Here is a 15,095-nt window from a genome sequence, read left to right on the forward strand (position 1 = left end):
GGTCTTAGGGAAGGTTGGTTACGTGACAGTCATCTCTCCGAAGTCAGCGTCAACGTATGGTTCAACTTTTGCTTTGGAGCAGATCAGATTATGTCTATTTATGTCGGCAACCTTTCCTACACGGCCACTCAGGAAGATTTAGAGGCCGTATTTGCCGAATACGGAGCCGTCAAACAAGTCTATTTACCAGTGGATCGGGAAACCGGTCGCAAGCGTGGCTTTGGCTTTGTGGAAATGTCCACAGATGCTGAAGAAGATGCAGCGATCGCCGATCTCGATGGTGCTGAGTGGATGGGGCGGCAACTGAAGGTCAATAAGGCACGCCCGCGCGAGGCCATGGCAGGCAGTGGGGGCAATCGCTTTTCGCGGAACCGCTAAGCTCGCTAACGTTGCACCTTACCGACTCTACTCAGAACTAAGGTAGTAGAGACACAGTAACGACCTGCTGCAAGCAATTGGAAAGGAAAACAGTCACTATGGCACGCATGTATTACGACGCAGATGCCCAGCTTGAGCTTCTCAAGGACAAAACAATCGCAGTCATTGGCTATGGCTCTCAAGGTCATGCCCATGCCCTCAACTTACGGGATAGCGGTCTGAAGGTTGTCGTTGGGCTCTATGCTGGCAGTCGTTCTGCAGAGCGTGCCCGCGCCGATGGTCTGACAGTTCACCCTGTAGCCGAGGCTGCCAAAATAGCCGACTGGATTATGATCCTCCTTCCTGACGAGGTGCAGCGGGTCGTCTATGAACAGGAGATTGCCCCCAATCTGCAAACCGGCAATGTCCTCTCCTTTGCCCATGGCTTCAACGTTCACTTTGGCCAAATTGTCCCCCCCGACAATGTCGATGTGGTCATGATTGCCCCCAAAGGCCCCGGCCATTTGGTACGGCGCACCTACGATCAAGGGGAAGGGGTGCCCTGTCTATTTGCGGTCTATCAAAATGCCAGTGGTCAAGCACGGGATTTGGCTATGGCCTACGCCAAAGGTATTGGTGGCACCCGCGCCGGTATTTTGGAAACCACCTTCCGCGAAGAAACAGAAACCGATCTCTTTGGGGAACAAGTGGTTCTGTGCGGCGGCCTGAGCGCCCTAATCAAGGCAGGGTTTGAAACCCTTGTCAGTGCTGGCTACCAACCGGAACTGGCCTATTTTGAGTGCCTCCACGAAGTGAAGCTGATTGTGGATCTTATTGTGGAAGGGGGCTTGGCCAAGATGCGCGATAGCATCTCCAACACTGCTGAGTATGGCGACCTCACCCGTGGGCCGCGCATTATTACCGATGACACCCGCGCCGAAATGCGCAAAATTCTTCATGAAATTCAAACCGGGCAATTTGCCCGCGAATTTGTCCTAGAAAATATGGCAGGTAAGCCGGGCTTTACGGCCATGCGCCGCCGGGAAGCAGAGCACCCCATTGAGCAGGTGGGTCAGGAACTGCGGTCAATGTTTAGCTGGCTAAAACGCACCTAGGGAGGGTAGCTACCTAGGAGGTCGGGATGGCGATTATTTCTTCCCAAAATCCCTCGCCGGAGCGATCGCCCTCCCCATCCTTGCTGTCTGCGGCTCTGAATTCTGAGGAACAGCAGTCCACCAGCGAAGACTCGCTGCGCCCCCAGTCGTTGGCTGAGTACATCGGCCAGCAAGAACTTAAAGATGTTCTAGAAATTGCCATTCAAGCGGCTAAGTCTCGCCAAGAAAGCCTAGATCACCTGCTGCTCTATGGCCCGCCGGGGCTAGGGAAAACCACGATCGCCTTGATTTTGGCTGCGGAAATGGGAGTGAATTGCAAGATTACCAGTGCCCCTGCGCTGGAGCGCCCCCGCGACATTGTTGGCCTGTTAATTAACCTCAAGCCCGGCGATATTTTATTTATTGATGAAATCCATCGCCTCTCGCGGATGACTGAAGAGCTGCTCTATCCGGCGATGGAAGACTTTTACCTTGATCTGACCGTGGGCAAGCACCAAAGTGCGCGCTCGCGGCGGCTTTCCCTTAACCGCTTTACCCTAGTGGGGGCCACCACCCGTGCCGGTGCCCTGACCTCGCCGTTGCGGGATCGGTTTGGGTTAGTCCAGCGACTCCGCTTTTACCAACCTGCGGAGCTGCAGCAGATTGTTGAGCGCACAGCAGTGATCTTGCAAACCCCCATTACCCCTGAGGCAGCGCTGGAAATTGGCCGCCGCAGTCGGGGAACCCCCCGCATTGCCATTCGGCTTCTGAAGCGGGTGCGCGATTATGCGGCCGTCAAACATAGTGGTGAAATTACCTTGGCCGTGGCGATCGCGGCGTTGGAATTGTTTAACGTTGATCCAGCAGGGCTGGACTGGACCGATCGCCGCCTGCTGAGTGTGATAATTGAATCTTATCAAGGGGGACCGGTGGGGATTGATGCCTTAGCTGCTGCAACGGGAGAGGATGTACAAACGATTGAGGAAGTGTACGAACCCTACCTGATGCAGATGGGCTACCTGCAACGCACCCCCCGCGGGCGGATGGCCACCCCTCAAGCATGGCAGCACTTGGGGTATCGCCCTCGCCAATTCCCATTATTGGAGCCTGAACCGTGAACCTCTCAGATCGGTTAGAGTGGCTGCAGCGCCATACCCCCTTTGGGTCTCTATCGTTGGCCGCTCTAGAGGCGATCGCCGCTGCCTGTCGCCAAGAGCAGATTGCTGCGAATCGGCGGCTGGTGCTCGAAGATCAAGCCGTTACCACTCTTTACATCTTGAAATCAGGGCAGCTCGAAGCCTACCACACCACTACGGATAGTCCTGCCCAAGTGATGACGCTGCCACCCGGCACCGTGTTGCACTGGCCAGAGTTAGTGCTTGATCAGCCAACACCCCACACGGTGATTACCCTCAGCGACTGTGAAGTGTGGACCCTCTCGCGGGACGTGTTTAACCGCCTTGCTGATCAATTTCCCGAACTGCGGCAAAGCATTTCCCAGCACCTCAGCGGTGCCCTAGCGGATGTAACGGCTCAACTGGCCTACGAACAGCAGCGTCAAATGGCTCTGCGCCCCTATCTGGTACCGCGGGTCAAACAGGGCATCGTCGGCAGCAGTCGCTATGCTATCCGGCTGCGCCACGCGATTAAAGAGGCCGCAGGCGATCGCCACTCCGTACTCATTTTTGGGGAGCCAGGGCTTGAGAAAGACAACATTGCTGCGCTGATTCACTATGGCTCACGCGATCGCCGCCAACCCCTCATTCAATTGAACTGCGGCACCCTCTCAGCCAATGGTGCCGAACTCTTTGGCAAAGCAGGCGGCAAGCAAGGACTATTAGATTGGTTGAACGAAGGGACGCTCATTCTCAATAACGTTCACGAGTGGCCAAACGCCCTCTACCCCCAACTGCGGCGGTTGCTACAGAGCCGTGAGTACCTGCCCGTTAGCGACACAACCACTACAGCGCGACTGTTTCAGGGACGTATTATCCTCATTGCCGAGAAAAAAGACTGCAACTGCCAAGATCTCGTTCACCACATCATCCGAGTACCGCCCCTCCGGGTCACCAAAGCGGATATTGAAGCCCTCGTCAACTACTACATCACCCTCTGCTGCCGCAGTAAACGCATTCCCAAACCCCGCATCACCCCTGAAGCACTGCGGCGACTACAAAGCTATGACTTTCCGGGCAACCTACGGGAATTAGCCAGCCTCGTGGAGCGCGCCATTCTCCAAGCCAATGGTGCCAGCCTCCTGACAGAGGAAGTTTTTTGGCCAGAACAGGTCAAGCAGCGCCGTTTCCGCTGGAATCTCCTCAATGCCTACCCGCAGTTGCGTTACCTCCTCCGCAGTCCGTGGTGGCCCGATCGCCTCAACTATGGCCTGATGCTGTGGGCGTTTCCCCTCATTGTGGCCATTGGCCTGTGGGGGCCACAAGACCGTGAGCACAATCTTGCCTTGAACCTATTTTGGGCATGGTGGTGGCCGCTCTCCCTGTTGATCTTTCCCTTTTTAGGTCGTATCTGGTGTGCCGTTTGCCCCTTCATGATCTATGGTGAACTGCTGCAAACACTCTCCCTGAAACTTTGGCCGCGCCGCTTAGGGTCTTGGCCGCGCCCTCTGGCGGAAAAATGGGGTGGCTGGATGTTGTTTGCCCTATTTACGGCCATTCTGCTGTGGGAGGAACTATGGGATCTTCCCAATACTGCCTATCTGTCTAGTTGGCTTCTGATCCTGATCACTGCTGGGGCAGTCATTTTCTCGCAGCTTTACGAACGCCGCTTTTGGTGCCGCTACCTTTGCCCCATTGGTGGGATGAATGGTTTGTTTGCCAAGCTCTCTATCATTGAACTGCGTGCCCAGCGGGGAATCTGCGCCGCCAGTTGCACCACCTACCAGTGCTATAAAGGCGGGCCAGCCCTTGGAGAAGGTCAAGAGACTGGCGGCTGCCCCATCTATTCTCATCCGGCACAACTGACGGACAACCGCAACTGTGTCCTGTGTATGACCTGCCTGAAGGCGTGCCCCCACCGCTCGGTGGAGCTAAATTTGCGTCCGCCAGCCATTGAACTTTGGACGAGTCATACCCCTACCGCCTACGAAGTCTGCCTGCTGTTTCTCCTGTTAGGAGCGGTGGTGCTGCACCACCTGCCACAGGTATTGGTGTGGTGCCATCAGCCTCAGGCACCATTTCTGGTAAAGGCGGCGATCGCCACCCTGACGTTGGCGGTGCCCGGTGCTATTGCGTGGGTGTTGCACCAAGGGCAGCGACTCTGGGGCTCCCCTCAACCCTTTATCCGGTTAGCCTACGGTTACTTGCCGCTGGTGCTGGGGGCTAACCTTGCCTACTACTTGCCCCTTGGTTTGGGCGAAGCCGGTCACCTTTGGCCGGTTACCTTGGCTACCTTTGGCCTGAGTGCAGGGACACCTTTTCAGTGGAGTGCTCACCCAGCAGTAGTTGCTTTTTTGCAAACTACGGCATTGATCGTGAGCACCCTTGCTAGCCTACTGTTGACCCAAAAAATTAGTCGGCTCCCCCTAAGCGCCCTTTGGCCACAGTGCCTAGGAATTGTGGGCACTGCCGTCATGATCAGCACCCTTTTGAGCCTCTAAGTAGTTGCAAGATCAGGCTTGACCTGATCTCGAGGGGGAACTTGCTAGTTTCTCGGTAAGCCGCATAGCCAGTACCTCTTACTGTGTGACCCGCTGTAAGCAGGTTTGCGCTGTATTGGTGAGCATTTGCCGTACTTCAGGGCTGGCATTGGCTTGGACGTTCTGGCCAATCGCATTAAATTCGTCTAACGACAGCGAGGTTTGTAACTCGTTAATCACACAGCTGCAATAGGCATTGCCATAGTTTGCCATTTGTGGCACCTGTTCCTTTAAGGCGGTTGCGCACTCCGTTGTAAACCGTGAAACCACTTCCGGCGGGTAGGGTGCGGCGATCGCCGTACTTGCTACACCAAGGGACAAATAACTCAAACTTAGAAAACTAATGGCTTGCATCCGCATAAAAACGTCCCTCATGTAACAAAATATTGAATTGATTTCTTTAGTGACGCTTACACTCTAGATCGGTTCCTTGGAATGTGCCACTGCCAACGTTGCCACCCACAGAACTGCACGTCCTGTGGGCGGTGCTCCAAAATCAGCCCCGAACAGGCTAGGATGAACAATGGTGCATAATCCTAAAAACACAGTAGTCTTCGATAGCCTTCTATGACCCTACACAATCCTTCCTTGTACGAAGAGCCTATCTCGCAAAAGAATCTCACCTCAGCGGGACGTTCTGATCGCTCGATTCTTGAATGGCTTCAGCAAACAGGACGGTTCATTGCCCGCGATGGTAACGAAGCCGATCCCATCCTAGAGAGCAGCCTAGACGATATGGGAGAAATTGAAGAGTTTGTCAGCGATAGTGCCGCTGACTATGAAGAAGAGGATGATCTGGGGTTGGATGAATAACGGGTAAACACGCCTAAATTATTCCTAACTATTAGAGTGATGCGCTGGTGAAGCAACAATGCCCCCAACAAAAACGGCTGTGGCACCGCAGTTCTTGACTGGGCGGTGGCTGTTTGGCCTCCTGAGTGCGGGTTTACTCATGGCTGCCGTTGCCTATGATGTCGGTGGCGATCGCTGGGACGCACCCCTGCAAACCTTGACCTTGCCACTGCTGGTGAGCTTTACTTTGACAGTGCTGATCGGTGTTGGGGTTGTGCCGTTACTGCGGCAGCTAAAAACGGGACAGGTGATTCGTGAAGATGGCCCCCAATCTCACCTGAAAAAGTCGGGTACGCCGACAATGGGGGGGATTTTTTTTGTACCCACAGGGTTACTCTTAGCTGTCCTCTGGGCATCTCTGGCTGTGGGGCAACTCTCAGGGTCGGTGGTGGCGATCGCCCTGCTGGCGGTTTGGTACGCTGCCATTGGCTGGTGGGATGACTGGCAAGTGTTACGACGCAAATCCAATAGGGGGATGTCTGCGCGGCTGCGGTTGCTTCTGGAAGCGGTGGGGGCTGCGCTTTTTTGTGCATGGCTAGTGGGCACTCAACCGGCGGCAACAACCATTACTGCACCTTGGGGCTGGGTGTGGCCGCTGGGGGTTGGGTTTATTCCCCTAGCAGTTTTTGTGCCAATGGCGCAGGGGAATGCCCTCAACCTTACCGATGGTCTTGATGGTTTAGCGGGCGGCACCGCAGCGATCGCCCTGCTTGCCCTTGGAACAATCATGGGCACTCACCCCGATCTGCAAATTCTCGCAGCCACCATGAGTGGGGCTTGTCTTGGCTTTGTTTGGCACAACCACCATCCAGCGCGGGTTTTTATGGGGGATACCGGCTCGTTAGCGCTAGGGGCAGTGCTAGCGGGGTTGGGGTTAGCCAGTCAGCAGTTGTGGCAACTCTTCATTGTCAGTGGCCTATTTTTTGTGGAATCCCTTTCGGTGATCGCTCAAGTCCTCTACTACAAAGCCACCAAAGGACCTGATGGGGTTGGTAAACGTCTGTTGCGGATGGCACCCTTGCACCACCATTTTGAGTTGGGGGGATGGTCGGAATTGCAGGTGGTGAGCACTTTCTATGCCGTGGTCGCTGTTTTAGGGTTGCTGGGCTGGTTGGTTCAGCGCACCTGATCTGCGCACTCACATCCGAAAGACAACCGCCAATCTTCCGTATTAGGATGAAGCCGGTAGGTGGATTGGCATGGTGTGAGGGATTCATCAATCATGACACAGCAATCGCAAGCATCTCGCTGGGGTCGTCGGCAGCGCCTGTGGGGCACGGCTGTTGTCCTCGTGGGTGCAGCGGCGATCGCTGGCGGCGTGCGAGCGTGGTGGTTTGTGAACTACGAGCTGGCTCCCCAAATGAGTCAACAACTGCAAAAACGCCTGAATCGCCCGGTACAAATTGGCGAGGTTGAGCAGGTTGGGCTAAATTTTATCCGCTTTGGAGCCTCAGAGATTCCCAGCTACACGGCGGCAGGACAAATTGAACCCGACAGCGCCACCCTTGAGGGGATTGAGGTCTCCTTTAACCTGTGGCAAATTCTCACGGGTCAAAAGTTAACCATTGGCATTACCTTACAACAGCCGCAAATTACCGTCGTTCAAGATCGTAGTGGGCAGTGGTGGCGTACCGAATTGATGCTGCCGCAGGATCAGGAGACCCCCTTTGACCTTGGTGAGCTATCCCTGCGATTACGCAACGGCTCTGTGGTGGTTCAGCCCTTTGGCAAGCCAGCCTACCGTCTTGAGAACATCCACGGCGCTGTCACCCTCAACCCTGACACTAAAAACTTGGCTCTACGCGGTCAACTGGAGGGAAATTTGGCCACGGGGGGCAGTGGCGGCTAGAGGGCGACTGGGATCAACCAACTGCAACAGGCACCTTACACATCCAAGGTAAAGCCATTGCCGTTGCCCTCATTAATGACTTTGACATTTTGCCGGAAACCCTTGTGGTCGAGCGGGGACAACTTGACGGCCAGATCAGCGTGGCATTCCCCCTCACGGATACCCCAGACATTACTGGCCAAGTGTGGTTGCGGGGGGCAGATCTGCGCAGCACAGACGTGCCCCAAAGCCTCAAGAACGTGAATGCCCATCTGCAATTACAGGGCGATCGCGTCCGGCTGCACTACCTCCGGGGAGAAGTAGCCAATGTGAAATGGCACGCCAAAGGGACAGTGGGACTACAGACCGGCTGGCAGATTGATGCGGAAGTCGGCACGCTGGATTTAGCACCGACCTTGAGCGCCTTCAACCTAGAGCCTCCTGTGCCCTTAGGCGGTCGAGTTCACATTCCCCGCTTGGAAATTCGCGGTGCTCTCGATAATCCCAACGTGCAAGGGGAAATCCGCAGCCAAACCCCCCTAAGAGTAGATCAACTCCGTCTGCAATCGGTCACTCTTCCCTTTGTTGCCTCCCTAGAGGGCCTACAGCTTACGAATGCTGTAGCTGAGCTGCAAAGCGGTGGCACGCTGAATGCTGACCTGAGGTTGCAGCCGAATGGGGCGTTCCAAGGGCGTGCCCAGGTTCGTCACGTTGCCCTAGATGCGATCGCCGCTGCCTATGACGTAGCATCCCCGATGCCCTTGGGGCGTGGCTTTGCCCAAATAGATTTTGGCGGTGATGTGGCTGCCCCTGAAACCTGGTTGGCCAAGGCAGCGTTTGAATTGCCGACGGCTCAGTATCCCCTCAGGGGCGTGGCTCAGATCAACCAAACTCAACTCTTGGTGCCGAATTTTCAGGTGCAATTGCGCCCCGGCGTTCTGCAAGGTCGCGCCCAAGCGGTAGCCGGGCGATGGCAACTGGAGGCAACGGCGCACAACGTGGCTCTGCGCCAGTTTAGCGACCAAGTCCATGGGCAATTAAACGGAGAGGCGATCGCCCAAGGGCGCATTGATGAGCTAAACCTTGGTGCCATAACAGCTCAAGCTAACCTGAGGGTCAGCCCAACCCCCACCGGTGATCCCCTGCTGGCGCGCTTAGGGTGGGATGGCCAACAGCTACGCCTCCAAGAGGCTACCTTGGGGGAGTGCGTGCCCAAGGGACGATTGCGGTGGATGTGGATGCCCTTGCCCTCGGGCAGGTGAACCTAGGGGTACAGGCAGACAACCTTTCCCTAGGGGCTTTAAGTGGGCTGTTTACGCCGGCTGTGCCTATCCCCGTCGCGATCGCCGGCACCAGTAGCCTGCAAGGACACCTCAGCGGCACGTTAGGCTCTCTTCAGTTTCAGGGAACGCTGCAAACTCGGCAGTTGGCCGTAAACGACCTGCGCTTTGCACCACTTCTGCGCGGTACCGTGGCCTTGAGTCAACAGCAGGGGGATCGTTGCGCTTGCAGGGAGGGGGCGATCGCCTTGAGCTACACCTTGACAGTGCGTGGCAACCCCAGTCCTTCGAGATTCAGCAGCAGCAAGCGCGGCTTGTTGGCCAGCGTCAAGAGGAGGCGTTGGCCATTCGCCTGCAGCAGTTTCCCCTTGAGCGTCTGCGCATCGTGCCACCGCAACTGCCGGAAACCGCCATCATTGCTGGTACTGCATCAGGGCAACTGCGCCTACAAGGGTGGAGCAGTGGCCAAGGCAGCCTCAGCATTGAGCGCCCGGGGCTAGGGGCATGGCGGGGCGATCGCCTCGATCTTCAGTTTGCCCTTGCCCCCAATCGCCTCAGCCTCGGGCAAGGAGAGTTCCAAAAAGGCGAGAGTCAATACCAGTTTAGTGCCGATCTGCAACCCCAACGCTTAGCCGCTCAGCTTAGGATTGCTCAGGGGAATTTGGAAGACCTCACAGGCTTGGCCACCGTTTTGGGGCTAGGTAACACCAAGACCTATGGCAGCGCCGCCGACTTGGGAACCCCCTCTGCTGGGGCAGGGCCAGATGCACTGCTGCTCACCCAAATTCGTCGCTTAGCAGAAATTGAAATGCTGCAAGCCCAAGCTGCCCTTGTGCGTCGCCCGCACCTCATCCCCCCCCTGTCTAAGCTGCAGGGGGACTTCAGCGGCCAGATCAGCCTCAGCCAAACTCCCCAGTCAGGTCTAGTGGCGAACTTTGATCTCAGCGGTCAAGACTGGCAGTGGGGGAACTATGCCATTGATCGCATCCTTAGTCGCGGGCGTTTTGCCCAACAGCAGTTAGTCCTCTCCACCATGGAGGTGGTGGCCAATGGCGGCCAACTGCAATTGAACGGCACCATCGGTGGCAGCACTCAAAAGGCTCAACTCACTCTGCAACAGTTTCCCATCAGTACCTTTGCCAGCCTCCTCCCTCCAGGCATTGACCTTGAGGGAACCGTCAATGGCCATGCGGTGATCACAGGCACGTGGCAGCGACCCATTTTTGTGGGGGAAGCCTCCCTTGGCGATGCCCGCCTCAATCAGCGTCCCCTTGAAGCGGCCAATGCCACCTTCCGCTATGGCCAGAATCGTTTGGCACTGCAAGCAGTCGCCCGTTTTGATACCCCTGAACCCCTCACCATTACTGGCTCTGTGCCCCTGCCGTACCCCCTCGACCCCGATCCCCTCCCAGACCAGCGACTTGCCCTTGATGTGGCCATCAAAGATGAAGGACTCTCATTAATTAACGCCTTTACGGATCAGGTGCAGTGGCAGCAGGGGAAAGGCACCTTGCAAGCTCAGTTGCGGGGCACCTGGCAGCAGCCTCTGATCAATGGCGTGCTGAGTGTCGATGACGCAGTGCTGAAAACGCCCACCTTTACGGCTCCCTTGACCAACGTCAGTGCGCGGGTACGCTTTGATCGCGATCGCCTACGGGTTGATGGTATCCAAGGAGTCTTTAGCCAAGGTCAAATTACGATGGCCGGGGTATTACCGATTCAGCAGCCCCTTGCTGCCGATGATGTCGATGCTGAAACCCCCTTAACCATTAGTCTCAACCAACTCCAAGTGAATGCTAGGGAGATTTATCAGGGCACCGTCAACGGCACCTTAGTGATTACCGATACCCTGTTGAGTCCGGATATTGGCGGTAGCGTCCAGCTCAGCCGTGGTCGCCTCGACCTAGGAGCGATCGCTGGCTTCGGCAATGGCAATGGTGCTCCTACTGTTCGCACGCCCCTCTTTGAGCAACCCGTCTTTGAGAACTTACAAATTCAACTGGTCGATACCCTACAGGTCACCCGTGCGCCCTTTCTCAATCTCAACGCCACGGGGAGCCTGACCCTCAATGGTGCCCTTGACACGCTTCAGCCCGCTGGGGAAATCCGCCTCACCAGCGGTCAGCTTAACCTATTTACTACCCTCTTTTTATTGCAACGACGCCGGGATAATTATGTTCGCTTTACCCCTGCTAACGGTCTTGACCCTGACCTAAACCTTACCCTTGCCGCAACCGCCACCGAAGTTTTTACCCCCGGCACCACCCGGCTAGGCGACTTTGGCACCGCAACCGCCACGAGTATTGGCACCCTCAACACCGTGCGCATTACCGCTCGTATCAATGGTCGTGCCAGCCAATTCCAAACCAACCTACCGGCAGTGCTCGAACTGTCTAGTAGCCCTCCCCGCAGTAATGCGGAGTTGCTGACCTTGATGGGGGGAGGGGCAAGTAGCGATCAAAATCAAGTCAGTGGCGAAGCTCTTGTGGCCAATATTGCTGGCTCCGCCCTGTTTAATAACCTCCAAGCTGCCATCGACCGCGCCACCGGCAACCGTACCTCCTTTCGGATTTTTCCGGCGGTGGTGCCACCGGATCGCAAGGCGCAATCCTCTACCCCTGCCTTGGCCGTTGGTGCAGAAGTGGGCTTTCAGATCAATAACTTTACCTCTGTGTCGCTGCTGCAATTGTTAACAGCCCCATCAGACCCCACACGATTTAACCTAGGCTTTCAGGTGAACGAGCACATCCGCTTAGGATCGCAAATTAGCACCAATGGCGAGGGGACAGGTTTTCTTGAGTTTCGCCGCCGCTTTTAGACGGCAGGCAAACCTTAAGATTTTTTCCCTAGGTTGGCTCTAGAAACCTTTGTTAGCCTTGCAGTATCGTCATGTTGCTGTTTGCAGGCAAAACGGCAAGAGTGTCAAGAATGTCTTAAATTTCTTCATTTCAAGACGCAAAGAGAGCCGATAATGGTAACACCTATTTCTTTTTTAGCAGAGTTAGAGCGGCTCCAGCAGGGGCGAGGGCAGGCCAACCCATGGAAGTTTTGGGGTCCCTATCTGAGTGAGCGGCAGTGGGGAACGGTACGAGAAGATTACTCGTGGGATGGCAATGCTTGGGAGTATTTTTCCCACGATCAGGCGCGATCGCGGGCATACCGCTGGGGCGAAGATGGCCTTGGGGGGATTTGTGATGAGCAACAGCGATTGTGCTTTGCCTTAGCGCTCTGGAATGGCCAAGACCCCATCCTCAAAGAGCGGCTATTTGGCCTCACGAATAACGAGGGGAACCGGGGTGAAGATGTCAAGGAGTACTACTTCTACCTCGACAGCACCCCTACCCATTCCTATATGAAGTACCTCTACAAATACCCCCAGCAGGCTTATCCCTACGAAGACCTCGTTATCACTAATCGCCACCGCACCCGCATAGACCTAGAGTATGAGCTTCTGGATACGGGGATTTTTGAGGGCGATCGCTACTTTGATGTGTTTATTGAATATGCCAAGGCTGCACCTAACGATCTTTTAATTCAAGTGAGTATTCACAACCGCGGCGATCACGCGGCTGAGCTCAACGTCTTACCCACCCTCTGGTTCCGTAACACGTGGAGTTGGCACCCCGATTACACCCCCCGCAAACCGGAACTAAAACAGATGGATGCCACTAAGGTGCGAGCACGCCATGAGGCGCTTGGCGAGTATGCATTCGTGAGCGATCGCCCCGTCCCCTTCCTATTTACTGAGAACGAAACCAACGTCGAGCGCCTCTTTAACCAGCCAAACCCCTCCCCCTACGTCAAAGATGGTATTCACCGCTACGTTATCCACGGAGAAAAGAGCGCTGTGAACCCGGGTAAGGTAGGCACCAAAGTTGCCGCCCACTACACACTCACCATTCCTGCCCAAGGGGTCGAGACCATTCAACTACGGCTATTTCAAGACGGTAGCTCCACCAGTGGTGCTTTTGGCCAAGCCTTTAACGACCAACTGCAAACTGCCATTGCCGAGGCAGACGCCTTTTACCATCACCTCATTCCTGACGAGTGCACGGCGGATCAGCGCAACATTATTCGCCAAGCCTGCGCTGGCATGCTGTGGACTAAGCAGTACTACTACTATCCCGTGAAACAGTGGCTAGAGGATAAGGTGCTGCCCCCCGATGTTGAGGAGCGAGTCATCTCCCGGAATGTCTGAGCGACTATGGCATTCGGGCGCTGTCGCGCTATCATTACGACCATCCCTACACCTTTCAACTCGGACGGGAAGCCTACCGCGTGACCTACGAGCCGGGGGAATCCTCCACTGGCTTATTTGGCGGGAATTCCAACTGGCGCGGCCCCATTTGGATGCCGGTGAATGCCCTACTGGTGCAGTCATTGCGGAAAATGTACGGCTATTATGGCAATGATTTTACGATTGAGTGCCCAACAGGGTCGGGGCGGTGGTTGAATTTGTGGGATGTTGCGACAGAAATTTCGCAGCGGCTGGCCAATATTTTCCTGCGGGATGAGTCTGGCCGCCGTCCACTTTACGGGGCAACTGAAACCTTCCAACAGAATCCCCACTGGCGGGATTTAATTCTTTTTTATGAGTACTTCCACGGCGATAATGGTGCGGGGTTGGGGGCAAGTCACCAAACCGGTTGGACGGGGCTGATTGCACGGATCCTGATGGCACCCAATGTTATGGAGGCCAATGCCGTACTGGAGCAAGGATACCTGTCTGTTGCCTCTAAGGGGCTGGCAGCCTTAACTCGCACCCCATAAGAAATGCTCAGGCGACTGCACCATTAAGCCCATGTGGAGGTTCCTAAATGGGGTGGTACGTCTTGCCAGCGACCTTGACCCACGGCACGGAGAGCCTCTTTGAGGTCAACGGCTCCTGTATAGAGGGCTTTGCCGACGATCGCTCCCGTCAAGCCTTGCGGTTCTAGCGCCAGCAAACTCAAAATATCGGTGAGGGAGCTAACGCCACCGGAGGCAATCACCGGGCGATCGCTGGCGGCCAATAACTGGCGCAGGGCATCGATGTTTGGGCCTTGGAGGGTGCCATCTCGCTGAATATCGGTGTAGATAAAGCCGGCCACCCCCACAGCAGCCATCTGTTGCGCTAAATCTGTTGCCAGAATGGTGGAGGTGTCTAGCCAGCCGCGAGTGGCTACGTAGCCTTGACGAGCATCTAGGCCTACCCAAATGCGCTCTGGAAATTCAGCGGCAACCTCAGCCACCAGATGGGGGTCTTCAAGGGCAATGGTGCCCAAAATGACGCGATCCACACCAAGGGAGAGCAAGTCTGTAACAGCTTGCCGCGATCGCACCCCACCCCCCACTTGCACCGGAATCTCTAGAGCTGCCACGATGGCGGTAATGATTGGGTAGTTGGTGGGTTCACCGGTTTTTGCACCATCGAGATCCACGACGTGCAGGCGAGGGGCACCCAAGGCTTGCCAGTGCTGTGCCATGCGCACTGGATCGGTCTCAAAGACCTCTACTTGGTTGTAGTCTCCCTGAAAGAGGCGAACGCACTGCCCTCCCAGCAGATCAATGGCGGGAATGACATCCATAGGTCACTATTGCTGAAATCAATGCCTATCAATCGTAGCAGTCGCGGGGGTGATACTCTTGGCAGGTCTCACAAGGCCCCTTGGGGTTGACTGCACATCGCAGCAGGGGAGACTGGGCATTCCAACGGCAGGAGACATCCCCAATCACCCACTGCCCCGCCACAAGGTGGCGATCGCCTGCGTCATTGTTACAGAGCTGTACGTAGAGGGCAACTTTGTGCAGGTGGTACCGCCCGCCGCGAAACTGGTAGCGGTGACGGCGTTCGAGAACGGTGTAGGTTTCGCCGTCGTGATCCACACGACAGCCGGGCTGTGGCACCCAGTCTAGCTGCACCTGCCCCAGCGATCGCTCGGGGTCAATTAAATGCAATTCTGCGGGTAAATCGGTCGGCGAGGCCATGACACAACGGCGTGGATCCCCTCGGTGGGGTGTTCTAGACTACACTCCCCCTATGCTAACCT

The 15,095-nt window shown here is 55.9% G+C and carries 12 protein-coding genes and 1 pseudogene; 10 read left to right on the top strand and 3 right to left on the bottom strand.

Annotated elements, in window-relative coordinates; all coding sequences use genetic code 11:
• Window positions 1-90: 90 nt before the first annotated feature.
• The 4 genes from BRW62_RS08990 (at window position 91) to BRW62_RS09005 (ending at window position 5,067) form a co-directional block, all read left to right on the top strand.
• Window positions 91-378, top strand: coding sequence for an RNA recognition motif domain-containing protein (locus BRW62_RS08990; RefSeq protein WP_099799148.1), 288 nt, complete (start codon window positions 91-93; stop codon window positions 376-378).
• 77 nt (window positions 379-455) lie between these two features.
• A complete protein-coding gene (gene ilvC, locus BRW62_RS08995; protein ID WP_376787919.1) occupies window positions 456-1,472 on the top strand; it encodes a ketol-acid reductoisomerase in 1,017 nt (338 codons plus the stop codon).
• Between the two features lie 26 nt (window positions 1,473-1,498).
• Window positions 1,499-2,569 carry a Holliday junction branch migration DNA helicase RuvB gene (gene ruvB, locus BRW62_RS09000; RefSeq protein WP_099799150.1) on the top strand — a complete coding sequence of 357 codons (1,071 nt, stop codon included), beginning with the start codon at window positions 1,499-1,501 and terminating at the stop codon, window positions 2,567-2,569.
• Window positions 2,566-5,067: a sigma 54-interacting transcriptional regulator gene (locus BRW62_RS09005; RefSeq protein WP_099799151.1), complete on the top strand. Its 2,502-nt coding sequence runs from the start codon at window positions 2,566-2,568 to the stop codon at window positions 5,065-5,067. The genes ruvB and BRW62_RS09005 overlap by 4 nt, the downstream gene beginning before the upstream one ends.
• A 78-nt stretch (window positions 5,068-5,145) precedes the next feature.
• Here the strand turns inward: BRW62_RS09005 and BRW62_RS09010 are convergent, their stop codons facing one another.
• Window positions 5,146-5,466: a hypothetical protein gene (locus BRW62_RS09010; RefSeq protein WP_198405976.1), complete on the bottom strand. Its 321-nt coding sequence runs from the start codon at window positions 5,464-5,466 to the stop codon at window positions 5,146-5,148.
• 207 nt (window positions 5,467-5,673) lie between these two features.
• Between BRW62_RS09010 and BRW62_RS09015 the strand changes: the two genes are divergently transcribed.
• From BRW62_RS09015 to BRW62_RS09030, 6 genes and pseudogenes are all read left to right on the top strand, one after another.
• Window positions 5,674-5,919, top strand: coding sequence for a DUF3134 family protein (locus tag BRW62_RS09015; protein ID WP_099799152.1), 246 nt, complete (start codon window positions 5,674-5,676; stop codon window positions 5,917-5,919).
• 58 nt (window positions 5,920-5,977) lie between these two features.
• On the top strand, window positions 5,978-7,087 hold the full coding sequence (gene mraY / locus BRW62_RS09020; protein WP_099799153.1) for a phospho-N-acetylmuramoyl-pentapeptide-transferase: 1,110 nt from the start codon (window positions 5,978-5,980) through the stop codon (window positions 7,085-7,087).
• A gap of 93 nt (window positions 7,088-7,180) precedes the next feature.
• Window positions 7,181-7,807 carry an AsmA family protein gene (locus BRW62_RS13440; RefSeq protein ID WP_198405977.1) on the top strand — a complete coding sequence of 209 codons (627 nt, stop codon included), beginning with the start codon at window positions 7,181-7,183 and terminating at the stop codon, window positions 7,805-7,807.
• Window positions 7,808-7,896: 89 nt separating this feature from the next.
• Window positions 7,897-9,048, top strand: a complete 1,152-nt coding sequence (locus tag BRW62_RS13445; protein WP_198405978.1) for a translocation/assembly module TamB domain-containing protein — start codon at window positions 7,897-7,899, stop codon at window positions 9,046-9,048.
• A 238-nt stretch (window positions 9,049-9,286) separates the two neighbouring features.
• Entirely contained in the window at window positions 9,287-11,884 is a 2,598-nt protein-coding gene (locus tag BRW62_RS13450) for a translocation/assembly module TamB domain-containing protein (protein ID WP_198405979.1), read from the top strand.
• A gap of 243 nt (window positions 11,885-12,127) precedes the next feature.
• Window positions 12,128-13,836 (top strand): annotated as a pseudogene (locus tag BRW62_RS09030) (hypothetical protein).
• A 23-nt stretch (window positions 13,837-13,859) separates the two neighbouring features.
• Here BRW62_RS09030 and hisA read toward each other — a convergent pair.
• Together hisA and BRW62_RS09040 are read right to left on the bottom strand one after the other, a co-directional pair.
• A complete protein-coding gene (hisA, locus tag BRW62_RS09035) occupies window positions 13,860-14,633 on the bottom strand; it encodes a 1-(5-phosphoribosyl)-5-[(5-phosphoribosylamino)methylideneamino]imidazole-4-carboxamide isomerase (protein WP_099799154.1) in 774 nt (257 codons plus the stop codon).
• Window positions 14,634-14,661: 28 nt separating this feature from the next.
• The gene (locus tag BRW62_RS09040) at window positions 14,662-15,033 is read right to left on the bottom strand and encodes a DUF6464 family protein (RefSeq protein ID WP_099799155.1); all 372 of its coding nucleotides are present in this window, start codon (window positions 15,031-15,033) and stop codon (window positions 14,662-14,664) included.
• Between the last annotated feature and the right edge of the window lie 62 nt (window positions 15,034-15,095).

This window comes from Thermostichus lividus PCC 6715 (assembly GCF_002754935.1).
GTDB classification, from domain to species: Bacteria; Cyanobacteriota; Cyanobacteriia; order Thermosynechococcales; family Thermosynechococcaceae; genus Thermosynechococcus; species Thermosynechococcus lividus.

Coding starts and splice junctions, on each gene's coding strand:
- BRW62_RS08990 (WP_099799148.1), top strand. CDS start 91: ATGTCTATTTATGTCGGCAACCTTTCCTACACGGCCACTCAGGAAGAT.
- ruvB (WP_099799150.1), top strand. CDS start 1,499: ATGGCGATTATTTCTTCCCAAAATCCCTCGCCGGAGCGATCGCCCTCC.
- BRW62_RS09010 (WP_198405976.1), bottom strand. CDS start 5,466: ATGCGGATGCAAGCCATTAGTTTTCTAAGTTTGAGTTATTTGTCCCTT.
- BRW62_RS09015 (WP_099799152.1), top strand. CDS start 5,674: ATGACCCTACACAATCCTTCCTTGTACGAAGAGCCTATCTCGCAAAAG.
- mraY (WP_099799153.1), top strand. CDS start 5,978: ATGCCCCCAACAAAAACGGCTGTGGCACCGCAGTTCTTGACTGGGCGG.
- BRW62_RS13440 (WP_198405977.1), top strand. CDS start 7,181: ATGACACAGCAATCGCAAGCATCTCGCTGGGGTCGTCGGCAGCGCCTG.
- hisA (WP_099799154.1), bottom strand. CDS start 14,633: ATGGATGTCATTCCCGCCATTGATCTGCTGGGAGGGCAGTGCGTTCGC.
- BRW62_RS09040 (WP_099799155.1), bottom strand. CDS start 15,033: ATGGCCTCGCCGACCGATTTACCCGCAGAATTGCATTTAATTGACCCC.